This is a genomic window from Mycobacterium riyadhense (genome assembly GCF_963853645.1).
In the GTDB taxonomy this organism is placed as follows: Bacteria; Actinomycetota; Actinomycetes; order Mycobacteriales; family Mycobacteriaceae; genus Mycobacterium; species Mycobacterium riyadhense.
On sequence record NZ_OY970456.1, the window covers coordinates 175,612 to 191,187 of the forward strand.

At 66.1% G+C, this 15,576-nt stretch carries 11 protein-coding genes and 2 pseudogenes; 4 read left to right on the forward strand and 9 right to left on the reverse strand.

What is annotated here, in order from left to right:
* Positions 1–82 precede the first annotated feature (82 nt).
* The gene (locus AADZ78_RS00740) at positions 83–1,516 is read left to right on the forward strand and encodes a WS/DGAT/MGAT family O-acyltransferase (RefSeq protein WP_085250362.1); all 1,434 of its coding nucleotides are present in this window, start codon (positions 83–85) and stop codon (positions 1,514–1,516) included.
* Positions 1,494–1,940 carry a pyridoxamine 5'-phosphate oxidase family protein gene (locus AADZ78_RS00745; protein WP_085250363.1) on the forward strand — a complete coding sequence of 149 codons (447 nt, stop codon included), beginning with the start codon at positions 1,494–1,496 and terminating at the stop codon, positions 1,938–1,940. Before AADZ78_RS00740 ends, AADZ78_RS00745 begins: the two co-directional genes overlap by 23 nt.
* A gap of 25 nt (positions 1,941–1,965) precedes the next feature.
* Here AADZ78_RS00745 and narI read toward each other — a convergent pair.
* The 6 genes and pseudogenes from narI to AADZ78_RS00775 form a co-directional block, all read right to left on the reverse strand.
* Positions 1,966–2,694, reverse strand: a pseudogene (gene narI, locus AADZ78_RS00750) (respiratory nitrate reductase subunit gamma); the annotation flags it as partial.
* A gap of 1 nt (position 2,695) precedes the next feature.
* On the reverse strand, positions 2,696–3,343 hold the full coding sequence (gene narJ, locus AADZ78_RS00755; protein WP_085250365.1) for a nitrate reductase molybdenum cofactor assembly chaperone: 648 nt from the start codon (positions 3,341–3,343) through the stop codon (positions 2,696–2,698).
* On the reverse strand, positions 3,340–4,989 hold the full coding sequence (gene narH / locus AADZ78_RS00760; protein ID WP_085250366.1) for a nitrate reductase subunit beta: 1,650 nt from the start codon (positions 4,987–4,989) through the stop codon (positions 3,340–3,342). Before narH ends, narJ begins: the two co-directional genes overlap by 4 nt.
* A complete protein-coding gene (locus AADZ78_RS00765; protein ID WP_085250384.1) occupies positions 4,986–8,666 on the reverse strand; it encodes a nitrate reductase subunit alpha in 3,681 nt (1,226 codons plus the stop codon). The genes narH and AADZ78_RS00765 overlap by 4 nt, the downstream gene beginning before the upstream one ends.
* Positions 8,667–8,753: 87 nt before the next feature.
* Positions 8,754–9,992, reverse strand: coding sequence for an MFS transporter (locus AADZ78_RS00770; protein WP_085250385.1), 1,239 nt, complete (start codon positions 9,990–9,992; stop codon positions 8,754–8,756).
* A gap of 17 nt (positions 9,993–10,009) precedes the next feature.
* Positions 10,010–11,233: a tellurite resistance/C4-dicarboxylate transporter family protein gene (locus tag AADZ78_RS00775; protein ID WP_085250386.1), complete on the reverse strand. Its 1,224-nt coding sequence runs from the start codon at positions 11,231–11,233 to the stop codon at positions 10,010–10,012.
* Positions 11,234–11,462: 229 nt separating this feature from the next.
* Here AADZ78_RS00775 and AADZ78_RS28860 point away from each other — a divergent pair.
* Together AADZ78_RS28860 and AADZ78_RS00785 are read left to right on the forward strand one after the other, a co-directional pair.
* Positions 11,463–11,693 (forward strand): annotated as a pseudogene (locus tag AADZ78_RS28860) (DUF1918 domain-containing protein); the annotation flags it as partial.
* 95 nt (positions 11,694–11,788) lie between these two features.
* On the forward strand, positions 11,789–12,226 hold the full coding sequence (locus tag AADZ78_RS00785; protein WP_372510522.1) for an Hsp20/alpha crystallin family protein: 438 nt from the start codon (positions 11,789–11,791) through the stop codon (positions 12,224–12,226).
* Between the two features lie 56 nt (positions 12,227–12,282).
* Here the strand turns inward: AADZ78_RS00785 and AADZ78_RS00790 are convergent, their stop codons facing one another.
* From AADZ78_RS00790 to AADZ78_RS00800, 3 genes are all read right to left on the reverse strand, one after another.
* Positions 12,283–13,704 carry an RtcB family protein gene (locus AADZ78_RS00790; RefSeq protein WP_085250369.1) on the reverse strand — a complete coding sequence of 474 codons (1,422 nt, stop codon included), beginning with the start codon at positions 13,702–13,704 and terminating at the stop codon, positions 12,283–12,285.
* 13 nt (positions 13,705–13,717) lie between these two features.
* On the reverse strand, positions 13,718–14,140 hold the full coding sequence (locus AADZ78_RS00795; RefSeq protein WP_085250370.1) for an archease: 423 nt from the start codon (positions 14,138–14,140) through the stop codon (positions 13,718–13,720).
* Between the two features lie 176 nt (positions 14,141–14,316).
* A complete protein-coding gene (locus AADZ78_RS00800; protein ID WP_139828681.1) occupies positions 14,317–15,567 on the reverse strand; it encodes an alpha/beta hydrolase family protein in 1,251 nt (416 codons plus the stop codon).
* Positions 15,568–15,576: the final 9 nt, after the last annotated feature.

Here is a 15,576-nt window from a genome sequence, read left to right on the forward strand (position 1 = left end):
CTGGGTGCGTAGGGTCCTGGGCCCTTCCGTTTGAGGACTTCCGCCCCTCGTGCCGAGTTCACCGAGGGTTCACAGTGTTGGTATGGAGCACCTGTCAATGCTTGATGCGGGATTCCTCGAAGCGGAGGACTCCGACCGACACATCAGCCTTGCGATCGGTGCCCTCGCTGTCATCGCCGGACCGATGCCCGACTTCGACGCGCTGGTCGCGGGCCTGTCCGACCGAATACTGTCGGTGCCACGATTCAGGCAAGTGCTGCACACGCAGCCGCTCGATCTCGGCGCGCCAGGCTGGGTCGACGACCCCAACCTCGACATCTCCCATCACGTACGCCGTGCGGCCCTGCCGCGTCCCGGCGCCGATGCGGCCTTGTTCGCGTGGATCGCCGAGGTCATGGAGCGGCGCCTCGATCGTAACCGCCCGCTGTGGGAATGCTGGATCGTCGACGGCTTGACCAACAACCGGTGGGCGATCTTGATGAAGATCCACCACTGCATCGCTGACGGGATCGCGGCGACCAACATCCTCGCGCGGCTCTGCGACGACGCGGAGGGCGGCACGTTCGCGACAAAGATCCGTGCGGCCCAGGAGTCAACACCGGCCGATCGGTGCCGGCCGACGCTCACTCTCAATCCGATCGACTGGATCACGCAGGCGTGGAACTTTTCGCTCGGGGCAGCGACCGCTGTGCTGCAGGCCATGCACGGCGCGATCGAAATCACCGGCGGCCTCCTTCGCCCGGTGTCGTCGTCGTTGACCGGGCCGGTGACCGATATGCGCCGGTACGCCGCGGCGGAAGTATCTCTCGCCGATGTGGCTCAAGTGTGCGAGAGGTTCGAGGTAACAGTTAACGATGTTGCCCTGGCCGCGGTCACCGACAGCTTCCGCAACATCCTGATCCGTCGTGGTGAAAAGCCCCGGCGGAACTCCCTTCCCACGTTCGTGCCGGTTTCGGTGCGGTCCAACGACGCCGCCGACAAGACCGACAATCGGGTCTCGATCATGCTCCCGTACCTGCCCGTCGAACAGGTCGATCCGGTAGAGCAACTGCGCACCGTGCACAAGCGATTGGCGAAGGCCAAGTCGAGCGGGCAACGTGAGGCGGGCAGCGCATTCATCTCGGCGGCCAACGCAATGCCGTTCGCCTTGACAGCATGGACGGTGCGGGCGTTGACCCGGTTGCCGCAACGCGGTGTTGTTACCTTGGCGACGAATGTGCCAGGTCCGCGAAAGCGGTTGCGCATCACCGGGCGAGAGGTTATCCGGTTGCTGCCCGTTCCGCCGATCGGACTTCAGCTGCGGATCGTCGTCGCCATCCTGAGCTATGCCGAACATCTCGTCTTCGGTATCACCGCTGACTATGACGGTGCACCTGACGTCGACGAACTGGCACGCGGCATTGAGCGCGCGGTAGCGCGTTTAGCGGCCATCGGCAAGGCCGCGACCCGCTCCACCCCGAACACGACGCTGGCGCTAGTGCAAGGACACGGCGATGGTGCAGCGGCAAGAGCTTGAGGTCCTCGACCGTCGGCAATGCCTGGAGCTATTGCAGACGGTACGGGTAGGCCGTCTCGTCTTCACCGAGGACGCCCTGCCGGCGGTGCAGCCGGTCAACTTCCGATTGTTCCGAGGCCATGTGGTGATCCGGGTTGCCGACGGGGCGAAGCTGACCGCCGCCACCAGGAACTTCGTGGTGGCTTTCCAGGCCGATCAATTGGACCCCGACCTGCGCAGTGCGTGGAGCGTTACCGTTGTCGGGCACGCGGAGCCGATCACCGATGTCGACGAGTTGGTTGAGGTGTCGGGCAACTTCATAGAGCCATGGATTGACGGCCGGCTCGACCACTTCGTGCGGATTCGAACCGAGAGGGTGACCGGGCGACGTCTGAAGGCACCGGCCGAGCCGTCGCGTCCCCCGTGCCCATCCCCGGCCGCCTAACTGCAATCGCGGCCGCGATGGGCGCTCACCACCCGCGGCGCTGCGGGTGCGATCCAACCAACTCATCCTTGGTCGCCACCTCTCGGCTGCGATACACGACGTAGGGCCGGAACAGATAGCCGATCGGCGCGCTGAACGCGTGCACCAATCGGGTAAACGGCCACAGCACGAATAACGCCAGCGCGATCAGCACGTGGAACTGGTAATAAAGCGGCGCCTCGGCCATCAGTTCACCGCGTGGCTGCAGCACCCAGATGGAGCGGAACCACACCGACACGCTCTCCCGGTAGTTATAGGCGTCACCGACGGCGCCGGAGCCCAGTGCGGTCGCGTACAACCCCGCAACGATTGCGAGCACCAACACCAGGTACATCACCTTGTCGTTGACCGTGGTGGCCATGAACACCGGTCCACGAGTGCGACGCCGGTAGATCAGCAGCGCCGCGCCGGCCAGCGTGGTTACGCCGGCAATCGAGCCCAGGACCACCGCCTGCACGTGGTATGCCTCATTGCTGAGACCGACCGCATCGGTCCAGGATTCGGGTATGAGTAGTCCGATGACGTGGCCGACGATGACCACCAGAATGCCGAAGTGGAACATCGGGCTGCCGATCCGCAGCAACCGCGATTCACACAACTGCGACGAGCGGGTAGTCCAACCGAACTTGTCGTAACGGTATCGCCACCAGGTTCCGACCACGGCGATCGCCAGCGTTACGTACGGCACCACATTCCAGAACATCTCGCCGAGCATCTCAGCGGCCTCCTGCGGTCCGTCGGGGCGGCACCGTCAACGTGAATGGCTGCAGCCCTACGGCTTCGGCAGGAGGGCCCACCTGCGCCAGCCGCCGTGCTCGTTGCACGTCCAGGTCGGCGGCGGCGGGCAGCGTCTCGCGCACCGCGGCAACGGCATGTGCGTAGGGCGAGGCGATCTGGGCCAGCGCTGCGCGCAGCACATCGATCGGCACGCGATGTTCGATGAGCAGCCGCCGGCCCGAATCGGGCTCGACGGTGGCGGCGAACTCCAACACCACCGGCAGGAAATCCGGTGCTTCGTCGTGGGGTGGCTCAACGTCGGCGTTGCGGTATGCCCGGACGAACGCCAGCATGGCGTTGCCCCGCTGCCGGGTGTCGCCGGCGGTCCAATACGTCAAGTACATGGTGGCGCACCGCTGCAGGTCGAACGTGGCAACGTAGTCGGCGGCGGCCTGGATAGGATCGCTGGCCCGCAGCGCGGCGGCGGTATGGCCGAGCAAGTCCGCGGCATCGCCGTCGAGACCGGCCAGCAGGCCTTCGGCGGTGTCGAGCAGGCCGGGTTCCGGATAGCTCAGCAGCAACGCGGCGCACTGCCAAATCATCCTGTCGCGCAATGCATTTTGCCGTGTGCGGGCCCACAACTTCATTGCGGATCTCCGGGTGGGAACATGCTGGCCGGTACACCGCGACCATCCCAGTTGAGCAGATTCACCCGGGACGGGCGCTCGGCGTTAGCGGCCATCCCCTCAGCGGTCTGCCGGTGGCGAAGTGCGTGGAAGGTCTCCACCGCCACCGGCACCGGCCCACCGCTGGCCTCGCCGAACGGGCCGGACGCATACATTCCGGGTCCACCGTCGAAGGACAGCGCGCAACCTGGCTCTTCCGCCCCATGCGCTTCAACGGCGTACGTGGTCGGAATGACATAACGTTCTTCATATTTCGCCAGTGCCAGCAGTCGGTACATCTGATAGATCTGCCCTTCGGTCATGTCGACCGACGCGGGAATGTGGGGCTGGGTTTCGCGGCCAAGGTTGATGTCGCGCATGTAGGACCGCATTGCGGCCAGCCGGCGCAGCACACCCGCCACGACCGCGGTGTCACCGGCCGTGAACAACTCGGCCAGGTACGCCAGCGGGATGCGCAAGGCTTCCAGCGCGCCGAACAGGTTCCCGAGATCCTCCCCGTCATGCCCGTCGCGGGCGACCGCGTCGACCACTGGAGACAGCGGCGGGATGTACCACACCATCGGCACCGTCCGGAACTCGGGATGCAGTGGCAGCGCGACCCGGTAGGTGTTGATCAACGCGTACACCGGGGAGCGTTGCGCGGCTTCGATCCACTCGTCGGAAATGCCCTCGGCGTGCGCCCCGGCGATCACCGCCGGATCGGTGGGGTCAAGCAGGATCCGCCGATGCGCCTCGTAGAGATCCTTCTCGTCTTCCACCGAAGCCGCCGCCAGCACCCGGTCGACGTCGTAGAGCACCAGGCCCAGGTAGCGCAGCCGGCCCACACACGCCTCAGAGCACACCGTCGGCAGGCCGACCTCGAGCCGCGGATAGCACAGCGTGCACTTCTCGGCCTTGCCGGTCTTGTGGTTGAAATACACCTTCTTGTAAGGACATCCGGACACACACATCCGCCAGCCCCGGCAGCGGTCCTGGTCGACGAGCACAATGCCGTCCTCGGTTCGCTTGTACATCGCGCCCGACGGACACGATGCTACGCACGACGGGTTCAGGCAGTGCTCGCAGATCCGCGGCAGGTAGAACATAAAGGTCTGTTCGAGCTCGAGGCGGATCCGTTCGCTCACCTTCTGTAGAACGGGGTCAGCTGGCACGATTTCCGGTGAGCCGGCCAGGTTGTCATCCCAGTTCGCCGACCAGGACACCTTCATCGGCTTACCGCTGATCAGGCTGCGGGGCGAAGCGACCGGCATCTGCTCGCCTAGCGGCGCCGTCGTCAGGTTTTGGTAGTCGTAGGTCCACGGCTCGTAGTAGTCCTCGATGCTCGGCAGCTTCGGGTTGGCGAAGATCCGTAGCAGCTTGTGCAACCTGCCGCCGTCGCGCAGCCGCAGCCGTCCCCGGCGATCCCGCCGCCACCCGCCGCGCCACCGGTCCTGATCCTCGTATGTGCGCGGATACCCTTGCCCCGGGCGGGTTTCGACATTGTTGAACCACACGTACTCGGTGCCAGCCCTGTTCGTCCAGGCCTGCTTGCAGGTCACCGAGCAGGTGTGGCAGCCGATGCACTTGTCGAGGTTCATCACCATCGCCATTTGCGCCATGACCTTCATAGGTAGGTCACCTCCTGGGAGCGGCGCCGCACGACGGTCACCTCGTCGCGCTGATTGCCGGTGGGCCCGAGATAGTTGAACGCGAACGCGTGTTGCGCGTAGCCGCCGGCCAGGTGGCTCGGCTTGATCAGCAGGCGGGTCAGCGAATTGTGAATGCCGCCGCGGTTTCCGGTCGTCTCGGACAGCGGTACATCGATGGTGCGTTCCTGTGCGTGGTAGACGAACACCACGCCCGCGGGCATGCGGTGCGAAACGATCGCTCGGCACACCACCACCCCGTTGCGGTTGACCGCCTCGACCCAATCGTTGTCGCGCACTGCGATCTTCGCGGCATCCGCCGGGCTCATCCACATCGTCGGCCCGCCCCGCGACAGCGACAGCATCAGCAGGTTGTCCTGGTATTCGGAGTGGATCGACCACTTCGAGTGCGGCGTCAAATACCGTACCGTCAGCCCGATTCCGTCGCTGCCGAGCGTCGGCTCCCCGAACAGCCGCGACATGTCCAGCGGCGGCCGATAGGTGGGCAGCTGTTCACCGAGCTCTTCCAGCCAGTCGTGGTCGAGGTAGAAGTGCATCCGCCCGGTGAGCGTGTGAAACGGCTTGAGCTGCTCGATGTTCACGGTGAACGGCGCATACCGGCGCCCACCCGTTTCGCTGCCAGACCATTCCGGGCTGGTGATCACCGGGACTGGCCGGGCCTGGGTGTCGGCGTAGGTGATGCGGCGTTCCTCGCTGCCCTCGGCAAGATGCACCAAGCTGCGGCCGGTGCGGCGCTGCAGCTCCCGGAAACCCTCGACGGCCAGCCGGCCATTGGTCGTGCCGGACAGGGCAAGGATAACGTCGGCCATCCGTTCCGCGGACGTGATGGCGGGACGCCCTTGGGCCGGACCGGAATTCAGCACGCCGAACTTGGCGGCCAGCTCGTCGACCTCCTTGGCAGGATGGGTGGTGATGCCCTTGGTGGTGACGCCGAGCGTATCCACGAGGGGCCCCAGCGCGGCCCACTTGTCGGCGATCGCGGAGTAGTCGCGGTCCACCACGGCCAGCGGGCCCATCGTCTTGCCCGGCACCGGAGTCTGGCCGGCCGCGCGCCAATCATGTTGGGAGCCTGCGGGATATGCCATCGCGCCGGGAGTGTCATGCTGCAAAGCGCCGAGCACGACGTCGGTGCGGGTGCCCAAATGCTTGGCCGCCAGCCCGCTGAACGTTCGCGCGATAGCGCCGAACGCCTCATAGTCAGACCGGGTTTCCCACGGCGGATCAATCGCGGGGCTGAACGCATGCACGTACGGATGCATGTCCGTGCTTGACAGGTCGGCCTTCTCGTACCATGTCGCCGCCGGGAGCACCACGTCGGAAAGCAGTGTTGTCGATGTCATCCGAAAGTCGATCGACATCAACAGATCGAGCTTGCCTTCCGGGATGCCGTCCGGCCAGGCAATATCGTTGGGCCGCAGTCCTGCCCGCGTCGGTACGGCCGTCACATTCGAGGTCGTTCCCAGCAAGTGACGCAGAAAGTACTCGTTGCCCTTGCTGGACGAGCCGAGCAGGTTAGCCCGCCACACGTTGAGCACCCGGGGCCAGTTCGCCGGGTTGTCGGGGTCGGTGACGGCAAGCTTCAGCTTCCCTGACGCCAATTGCTCGGTCACATACGCGGAAATCCCTGAACTTGTACAGCCGGCAGCCAGCGCCTCGTCGGCGATGTCGAGGCTGGACCGGTCGAACTGCGGATAGAACGGCGTCCAGCCCATCGCCACCGCGCAGGCCAGCACATCCATGGTGTGCTGGTTGCGGAACCGGCCGCGGCCCAAGGGGCTGGCCAGCGCGTCGGCGCGGTAGCCGTCGTAGCGCCACTGGTCGGTGTGTGCATACCAGTACGAGGTGCCCGCCATCTGTCGTGGGGGCCGCGACCAGTCGGTAGCCATCGCCATCGTCGCCCAGCCGGTGACCGGCCGGCATTTCTCCTGGCCGACGTAGTGCGCCCAGCCGCCGCCGTTGCGGCCCATCGACCCGGTCAGCAGCAGCAGCGCCAACACCGCGCGATAGGTGGCGTCGCCGTGGAACCACTGACAGATGCCGGCGCCCATGATGATCATCGACCGCCCGCTGGACTCTTCGGCGTTGCGGGCGAACTCCTTGGCGACCCGGATCGCCTGCGCCGCGGACACTCCGGTGATCGGCTCCTGCCATGCCGGGGTGCAGGGCTGACTTGCGTCGTCGTAGCCGGTGGGCCAGTCACCGGGCAGTCCGGGCCGGGCCACCCCGTACTGGGCCAGCATCAGGTCGAACACCGTGCACACCAGGTGTTCACCGACACGCAGCACCGGCACGCCCCGTTGCAGCCGCTCGCCGTGGCCATCGACGGTGTCGAAGCGCGCTAGCTGGATCAGTGCGGTCTCGCCCTGATCACCCTGCCGCGGCGCGACCGTCAGCGCTGGCACCAGGTCACCCAGGTCGAGGTTCCACTTGCCGACGCCGTTGTCGCCGTAGCGGAACCCCAATGACCCGTGCGGCACGGCCGGAGTCCCGGTGGCGCCGTCGAAGAGCACGGGTTTAAAGGACGCATTCTCGACCACATGGCCGAGATCGGCTGCGGTGAGATTCTTTCCGGGCGTAAGGGCACCGTCGCGCTCTTCGAGCTTCACCAGGAACGGCAGGTCGGTGTAGCGGCGAACGTAATCGACGAAGAATGGAACACGTTGACGCACAAAGTATTCCGACAGGATCACGTGACCCATCGCCATCGCGAGCGCACCGTCGGTGCCCGCCGCGCACGGCATCCACTCGTCGGCAAACTTGGTGTTATCGGCGTAGTCGGGGCTGACGGTGACGACCTTGGTGCCGCGGTAGCGCACCTCGGCCATCCAGTGGGCGTCCGGTGTGCGGGTGACCGGAACGTTGGAGCCCCACAGCATCAGGTATGCCGCATCCCACCAGTCCCCGGACTCCGGCACGTCGGTCTGGTCACCGAACACCTGCGGCGAGGCCACCGGCAGGTCGGCATACCAGTCGTAGAACGACGTCATCACCCCGCCGAGCAGCTCGACGAATCGGGACCCCGCGGCGTGGCTGACCATCGACATGGCCGGGATCGGCGAGAAGCCCGCGATGCGGTCGGGCCCGTACTCCTTGATGGTGTGCACGTGCGCGGCCGCGATTATCTCCACCGCTTCGGCCCACGTCACGCGCACGAGCCCGCCCTTGCCGCGGGCCCGCTGGTAGCGGCGGCGGCGCTCGGGGTCGGCTTGGATGGCCGCCCACGCCAGCACGGGGTCGCCGTGGTGGGCCTTGGCTTCCCGGAACATCTCGACCAGCACGCCACGGGCATACGGGTGGCGCACCCGCGTGGGCGAATAGGTGTACCAGGAGAACGCCGCGCCGCGCGGGCAGCCGCGGGGTTCGTACTCGGGACGGTCCGGGCCCACCGACGGGTAGTCGGTCTCCTGGGTCTCCCAGGTGATGATGCCGTCCTTCACGTAGATCTTCCACGAGCACGATCCGGTGCAGTTCACCCCGTGCGTGGAGCGCACCACCTTGTCGTGACTCCACCGATCCCGGTAAAACACGTCACCTTGGCGACCGCCGCGTCGGGTGACAGTGCGCAGGTCATCGGAGACGTCGGCCCGGGTGAAGAACCGGCCGGTCCGAAGCAGGGCATCGGTGAGTTCGTTGTCCAGACCCGTGTGTGGATCGGTGCCGGTGCTCACGGTGCCACTCCTCCTGCAATCGCGGGGCTGGGCTTGATTGGCAGGACTTCCCCGACCCTACTTGTCGCGCACCGAACGGCGCACGATGGTCGCGCTGAAGATCAGGGTGGCGGCGGCGACGACGGCCAGCGCGGCCAACCCGAGCCCGTAGCTCCCGGTAATTCCGTAGACGGTGCCCATCACCAGTGGCGGGACGAACCCGCCCAGGCCACCGGCGGCGCCGACCACCCCGGTGACGGCGCCGACCTTGTTAGCCGGGGCGAGCAACGCGACCAGAGCGAACACCGCACCGCTGCCCGCGCCGAGCACGGCGGCCATGGATAGGAACGCGATCGTGCCCAGCGGCAGCAGCGGGGGCGTGAACGCCTGCACCGCGGCGCCGACGGCGACGACGGCCATCGCCACGGCCATTACGTGCGAGGGTCCGCGCCGGTCCGACAACCAGCCGCCGACCGGTCGCATCAGAACGGCGAGGAGGACGAACCCGGCCATCCGGTTGGCGGCATCGGCCTGAGCCAGCCCGTAGGCGGTCCTCAGGTACGCGGGCAGGTAGACCGAAAACGCCACATAGCCGCCGAAGGCGACCGCGTAGAGCGCCGCCGCCTGCCAGGTCGCCGGGAGCTTGACGGTGTCCAGCAGGCGTCGGGATAGCGGTTCGGTCGGCACCGTCCTGCCCGGAGCATCCCGGAGAAGCGCGATAGCGACGAACGCGTAGACCGCCAACACAACCGCGGTCACCACGAACGGCGTCGCCACCCCGGATGTGTCCACCAGCCGTACCGTGGTCAGTGCACTGATCGCGGTCCCGCCCATGCCTACGCCGAAGATCCCGATCGCCAGGCCCCGGCGCTCCGGGGGGAACCAGGCGTTCACGACGGGCACCCCGACGGCGAACGCGGTGCCAGCCAGCCCCAGGAAGAATCCGCCGATCAGCAGCCCGGCCAGCGTCGCGCGGCCGGTGAACCCCAGGAACAGCACCGGCACGATGGTGATCGCCGAGATGGCGGGAAACATCACCCGCCCGCCGAACCGGTCGGTCAACGCTCCCACGGGGATCCGGCCCAGCGAGCCCACCACGACCGGAACCGCGACCAGCAACGCCTGCTCAAGCGAGCTCACCCCCAGCGAATCCTTGAACAGGGGGCCGAGCGGGCTCAGCAGCGCCCATGCCCAGAAGTTGATGGCAAAGCCTGTGGTCGCCAGGCTCAGCATTAGCATGCGCCGGCTAGTCGTCACCTGCGGGTTCCATTGCAACACTGTCGGTTTCGGATTCGTCGGGTAGTGCAGCACAGACATCGGATCCTGCCCGTCAATCAGGTGTTCCCGCCCCGGCGGCGGGCACACACCGATGGTGTGTCAATCCTGGGCAACGCCGATAGGGGCGATGGCCTCCGCGCCTCGGGACCAACGTCCCTAGTCGTTGGATCACCGGCCGTGGGGCGCAGGGTGACGGCCAGGTGATGCAGCATGGCGAGGAAAGTGATGGTCCACACCGCCAATGCGATCCAGCTCTCTAAGTCGCCGATCTCTTCGACGATCGGCAGTTGATCGGCTTGACCGAGGTAGTGTGCGCCCACCCCGTACATGCCGAGGGGGAACACGACGCTCCACAGCGTTGCCTCGTAGCGCAGCGGGACGCGATGGACCCCGTGCCGCCAAATACTGCCGGCGATGAGCGGCGGGATCAGCCAGCTACCGAATGCCCAGAACAGCACCGATGCACCCGCGATGAGTCCCCGGGTGGCCAGGACCATTGGCGCATCGGCCATTTCGGCGATACGGGCACCCGCGAGGACGGTGATCGCGGTGGCACCCATGGCCACCCAGTACGGCGGGGTGAGATCTGCGGGCCGCAGCGGGTAGAGCAAGAGGCGGGCCACGACGAGGATGGCCACAATGGCGTAGAGGAACACGCCGACCGACCAGGAGAACACGGCGACCAGCGCCAATTCCCGGCGGCCCGAGTCAAGTTCGGGTTGCAGCACGGCGGCCAGCACCGCGACGGACTGGGTAGCCACCACCCAGATAAACCAGGTGCCGTTGGCACTCTGCAGGATCGGCCGGCGCGTGTGGCCCAGCGCGGCGGTCCAGGGCACGAGGTAGCCGAGGATGAGCCAGGCGAGCACTCCGACGGCGAGCAACGCGATCGCGGCCCGGTGATGGAGGGCGATGGCCAATCGGGTGCCAAGTACGTCTGTTGCGGCGACAAACGTGAACATGCCGAACCCGCGGCGCGGATCGGCCAGGTCGGCGGCGAATTCTTTGCGGAAGGCGATGATTCGCACCATGCTCACGGTGACCACGGCGAAGTAGGCGGTGCCGGCCAGCCACAGCAGGACATCGGAGAGCGCGTACAAGCGGTGGTCGTGCATCGCGATCGAAACGATGCCGGTCGCCATGACGAGTGCGAAATAGCCGGGGTGGAGGGTGCGTACGGCCTCGCGGGCACCGGTCGGCGGGAACGGTGCGGTGCGCGTACGGGACACAGATCTTGCGCCACTTGCGCGTTCACTTACCCACGGATGCGTCCAGGTCATCGCACCCTCCAATACAAATGCCAGTACCACTGTCCGCCCGCGTCGGCGTGCAGCGGCAGGGCCAAAAGTCCTGTGATCGCAGAGGGGTCATGCGAACTCGATCCATGAGTCGGAGCTCGCGGCGCGGGGACGATGGGACTTTCGTCCCCGAAACCGGTGGCATGATGCCCTTTCCGAACTAGCCCGGCACGTATGCACGATCGACAGGACGGAATGAGGTGAGTGAGCGATGCAAGCCAAGGTTGGCGACTGGCTGGTGATCAAGAGCACAACCATGGGTGAATCCGATCGGCGTGGCCTGATCACGGAAGTGCACTCGGCCGACGGATCGCCGCCGTATCTAGTCCGGTGGCTCGACACCGATCATGTGGCGAGCAGACGCAAACTCCCCAATTTCTACGGCGTGTCGGGTGATCCTGTGTCTGCTCGCCGGGGCGGTGGCCAAGGACCCATCCGGCATGGGACTTCGGTCCCTATCCGCTATCCGCGATCAGTGGTGGGCTGGAACGAACCCGAAAGGGTAAGTCCCCACAACAAACCCGACAACGCAGGAGCATCATGAACACTCTTTCAGCGCACCGGCCCCACCGATCGTTCCTTCCCCACCTATCGGAACTGTTCACCGGGCTTCCGTCGTGGGCGGAGGTGACCTCGGCGTTCGACGGCCGTCTGATTCCACTCGAGGACGAAGTGCAAGACGGCCACTACGTGGTGCGCGCCGAACTACCCGGCATCGATCCAGGCAAGGACGTCGACATCACCCTTCGCGACGGACAGTTGACGATCAAGGCCGAGCGCACCGAAACGAAGGAATCCAAGGGCCGGTCGGAGTTTCGATACGGCTCGTTCGTTCGCTCGGTCACCCTACCGGCGGGAGCCAAGGAGGACGACATCAAAGCCACGTATGACAAAGGGATCCTGACCGTGTCGGTGGCTGTCTCCGACGAAGCTGCCCCGACTGAAAAGCACATCGCGGTGCAAGCCGCCAATTGATCTACCTTCCTGGCGGCCCCGGAGTCCCTAGGCGCTCCGGGGCCGCCGCCATGTCGTCAACCTTTCACCACTCCCAGCGGGACGAGCCGGGCGACCTTATCGGCGAGCCCGGCGTGGTGGCTGACCTCAACGACGGCGTCAATGTCCTTGTACGCCTCCGGCTTTTCCTCAGCGAGCCCCCGCGTGGAGCTGCCGCGGACAAGGATCCCGCGTCGCTCGAGGATGCCGCGAAGTGCCGCGCCGCTGGTATGGCGCGCGGCCAGGTGGCGGCTCTGCAACCGGCCGGCGCCGTGAGCGGTGGAATAGAACGCCGGGTTGTCGGGGACTCCCGCGAGCACGTAGGAGGCGGTGCCCATCGTGCCCGGGATCAGCACGGGTTGACCGACTTCCGCGAGGGCGGCCGGTAGCTCGGGGTGGTGCGGCGGCAGCGAGCGGGTTGCGCCCTTCCGATGTACGCACAAGGTACGCGACCGGCCGTCGACAGGATGTGCCTCGATCTTGGCGAGGTTGTGTGACACGTCGTACAAGAGATCCAGCGATGCGCCGGTGTGGGCTTCGAACACGCGGCGCGTTGCCTCGGTCAGTAGTTGGCGATTGGCGCGTCCGTAGTTCGCCGCCGCGGACATCGCTGCCAGATACGCCTGGCCCTCGGGAGATCGGACGGGCGCGCAGGCAAGCTGGCGATCGGGCACCGCAATGTTGTAGCGGCTCATGGCTTTTTCCATCTTCTGGACGTGGTCGGTGCAGATCTGGTGCCCCAGGCCGCGCGAGCCGGTATGGATCATCACACAGACGGCGCCGTCGGCCAGGCCCATCTGGGCGGCCGCGTCCCTGTCGTAGATGCGGTCCACGGCTTGGACCTCCAGGAAATGGTTGCCCGATCCTAGGCTGCCGATCTGCCCGAGCCCGCGTTCGACGGCCCGGTCGCTGATCGTGGCGGTGTCGGCACCCTCCAGCGCGCCGCCGTCCTCGCAGCGCTCCAAATCCCGCGCCACGCCGTGGCCTTGCTCCACGGCGAACCGGGCGCCGCCGATCAGCACGGCTTGCAGCGCAACGCGGTTCGGCAACCGCCACACACCTCCAGAGCCCACGCCACGCGGTATTGCACGGTCAAGATCATCCAGTACTGCGCGGATCCGCGGCCGCAGCCGATCTCGGTCCAGATCTCGGCACACCAGCAGACGCACACCGCACGAAATGTCAAAGCCCACCCCGCCGGGTGAGACGACCCCACCGGCATCGATGTCGGTTGCTGCCACGCCGCCAATCGGAAAGCCGTATCCCCAGTGCACGTCGGGCATCGCGTACGAGGCTCCGACGATTCCGGGCAGCGCGGCGACATTGGCGACCTGAGTCAGCGCCATATCGCCGGGTTGGTCCGGCAGGATCGATTCCGACGCGAACACGATCCCGGGCACTCGCATGCTGCCTTCTTGCGCTATCCGGAATCGATATGGAGTCTCCTGGACAATCTTCATGGGTCCGCCTCAATCACACATCAAGGGTTACCGAGCACCGCCAGCCGTCTTGGCCTGACGTCAGGCAAAGATCGTTGAGCGACACCGCCTTGGGTACGGCACCCACTTGCGGAAGGGTGCCCGCATCCGCCATCGCGAAACACACCTCGACGCCATTGTCGAAGTCCTGAAGCTCGACGTCGACCGGGGCTTCACAGGCGGTGTCCAGGAGGTAGATGACCTCGTCGAGTACCGCGACCAGCAGGTCGTCGTCGCGGTCGGCGGCCAGCCGGCATCCGCGAGTGCGTTGCGGACGAGCCGAGGACATGTCTAGGAAGCTTTCGACGGCGCCAAGTACCGCCTGCCTGATGCAGCTGTCGCGGGTAGGCGCCCACGCTTCGATCCTCAGATCCGCCGTTTGCGGAACCGTTCGATGTCCGGACGCCGTGTTCGCCATGCCCTCCACTGGTCTACCGGTCTGGCACCCTGATATTCAAGAGTTCGGCGAACCAGTCACGAACGGTGACGGTACAGCGTGGCACCGGCGCCGATGCCCGCGCCGGCGACAACGAAAAGTCTTCCGCCGCACGGGGTTCTATCTGCGGTTCCAGGTCGGCGGATGCGCCGTCATGTTCAGGTCGACGAATGTGGACGCCATCGATCAACGAGCCCCGACTGCACAAGCGCATCATCGATGAACCGTTGCACCGGTCGGGAGCGGAAGAATCCGGTGTGGCCACCCTGGTACCACACGATTTCCGGTTTGCCCCAGTGCTCCCACAGCCGGACGACTTGCTCACGTGGATGCACGAGTTGGTCGGCGACCCCGGCGTAGATGAAGCGGCTACGCATCGGCACCCGGGGAGTAAGCGATAACGGCGACAGCATCCGCCCGATGGGTCCGGCCATCGCGACCGTGTCAAGGCGCGGGTCGTCGTGACTGAGGTCGGCGTGGCGTGCCAGGATTTCGACCAGATCGGCCACCGGAATCCCGAGAATCGCGCACGTGAGGCCATCTTCGACACTGGCGACCAGTGCTGCGATGTAACCCCCGAGCGACATGCCATTCAAGCCAACCGGCGATTTCGGCTGCTGCGAACGTATCCATGACAGCAACCGCCGGATGTCCCACACCGCCTGAGCGGCCGCGTGGGCGTCGTCCAACACATCCTCGCCGGGGAAGGCCGCGCCCTTCGGCAAGCCACGTGCGCGGGGTCCGTGCATGGGAAGGACGGGCAAGACGACGTTGAGGCCGAGATCCTGATGTAGGTGCCAGGCCCGGAATAGCGTCAGGTCGAGGCCGCCCCGGCCCATTTCGGCCCCGTGCACGCACACCAGCCAGGGTCGTGGCTCGCGGTGTCGGAGCATTAGCGCGTACTCGCGGGTGTTGGCGGCGTAGCTCAACCACCGTTCGCGCCCCGGTTCGCCCATTCCCGGTGCGTAGCCACTGTCGAACACGATGCGTTCAAACGAGCGTCTGCCGTGCTTCACCGGCCGGATCGTGACGCTGGTCAGCAGCGGAGGTGCTGTGAAGAACCGTTCCGGGTGATCTAACCACCCCTGGCGCCCGTAGAACCGCAGCGCCGCAACCACTTCGTCGGTGATTCGTTGGAATACGCGGGGTTCGCTGATCGGCCGATGAACCCGGAGCCCAAGTAGGGCGATCTCGTCGCGGAACGCTTGAGCGGCAAGCGCGATGGACGGTCGCGCAATCGGAAGATCACTTGGCTCGTGGCCGAGATAATCGCGCCACGATCGCGCGTAGTAGCGGCCGGTCTTGGTGAACGGCCTGATAAGACTTGCCAATGGCGCCAACACCGGGGTGTGCTGACGCATGTCGCCCGTCCATCGTTGGACAGCGTCATCGCGGATCGGTGCTGCCATGTTCGCCGA

What these genes read in the sequence shown, in the direction of transcription:
- AADZ78_RS00745 (WP_085250363.1), top strand. Translation starts at nt 1,494, where the DNA reads ATGGTGCAGCGGCAAGAGCTTGAGGTCCTCGACCGTCGGCAATGCCTG.
- AADZ78_RS00790 (WP_085250369.1), bottom strand. Translation starts at nt 13,704, where the DNA reads ATGAAGATTGTCCAGGAGACTCCATATCGATTCCGGATAGCGCAAGAA.
- AADZ78_RS00740 (WP_085250362.1), top strand. Translation starts at nt 83, where the DNA reads ATGGAGCACCTGTCAATGCTTGATGCGGGATTCCTCGAAGCGGAGGAC.
- AADZ78_RS00795 (WP_085250370.1), bottom strand. Translation starts at nt 14,140, where the DNA reads ATGGCGAACACGGCGTCCGGACATCGAACGGTTCCGCAAACGGCGGAT.
- AADZ78_RS00800 (WP_139828681.1), bottom strand. Translation starts at nt 15,567, where the DNA reads ATGGCAGCACCGATCCGCGATGACGCTGTCCAACGATGGACGGGCGAC.
- narJ (WP_085250365.1), bottom strand. Translation starts at nt 3,343, where the DNA reads ATGAAGTTGTGGGCCCGCACACGGCAAAATGCATTGCGCGACAGGATG.
- AADZ78_RS00775 (WP_085250386.1), bottom strand. Translation starts at nt 11,233, where the DNA reads ATGACCTGGACGCATCCGTGGGTAAGTGAACGCGCAAGTGGCGCAAGA.
- AADZ78_RS00770 (WP_085250385.1), bottom strand. Translation starts at nt 9,992, where the DNA reads ATGTCTGTGCTGCACTACCCGACGAATCCGAAACCGACAGTGTTGCAA.
- narH (WP_085250366.1), bottom strand. Translation starts at nt 4,989, where the DNA reads ATGAAGGTCATGGCGCAAATGGCGATGGTGATGAACCTCGACAAGTGC.